The sequence below is a fragment of the Affinundibacterium macrobrachii genome (genome assembly GCF_014652415.1).
GTDB classification, from domain to species: Bacteria; Pseudomonadota; Gammaproteobacteria; order Burkholderiales; family Burkholderiaceae_D; genus Undibacterium; species Undibacterium macrobrachii.
On the sequence record NZ_BMYT01000016.1, the window covers coordinates 1 to 855 of the forward strand.

Sequence of the window (855 nt, forward strand, 5' to 3'; positions counted from 1 at the left end):
AGCAATATCCGATCACACAGGTTCTCAAGGTAGTTGGTATGGCACGCAGTACGTTTTACTACCAACGCAAACAATCGCGTCTCGACGACAAGTATGACGCGATCAAACTACGCATTCGCACCATCTATGACAAGCATCATGGTCGCTACGGCTATCGTCGCGTGACGGCTGCAATACGACAATTGGGAGAATTGATTAACCATAAAACGGTGCAACGATTGATGAAGCTGTTGGGATTAAAATCTTTGGTTCGCCCAAAGAAATATCGTTCATTCCAAGGCAATGTTGGCTTGGCAGCAGCCAATCTATTGCAACGAGATTTTAAAGCTACTGAAGCAAATCAGAAGTGGGCAACCGATGTGACGGAGTTTAATGTCGCGGGAGAGAAGCTTTATTTATCACCGATTTTAGATCTGTTTAATGGCGAAATCATTGCCTTTGAAACGGCAAGAAGACCCGTTTATAGAATGATTGATGCGATGCTTACTAAAGCTTTTGACCGACTCTCGCCAAAGGATAGACCAATCTTACATTCTGACCAAGGCTGGCAATACCGCATGCCCGCTTACCAAGATTCATTGCAGTCAAAGGGCCTTGCACAAAGCATGTCACGCAAAGGAAATTGCCTCGATAATGCCGCGATGGAAAGTTTCTTCGCTGTCTTGAAGACAGAATTCTTTTACTTAAATAAATTCACCAGCGTTGAACAACTTGAACATGGCATCAAAGAATACATTCAATACTACAATCACGACAGAATCAAACTGAAACTAAAAGGGCTGAGTCCTGTGCAATACAGAAATCAGCCCTTGCATGCCTAACTAACAAACTGTCCAACTTTTTGGGGTCAGATCA

General features: G+C 43.4%; 1 protein-coding gene. It reads left to right on the forward strand.

Translation table 11 applies throughout. The features are described from left to right. The coding region (locus IE103_RS18275; RefSeq protein ID WP_189347875.1) for an IS3 family transposase at window positions 1–821 on the forward strand (821 nt) is incomplete at its 5' end. Window positions 822–855: the final 34 nt, after the last annotated feature.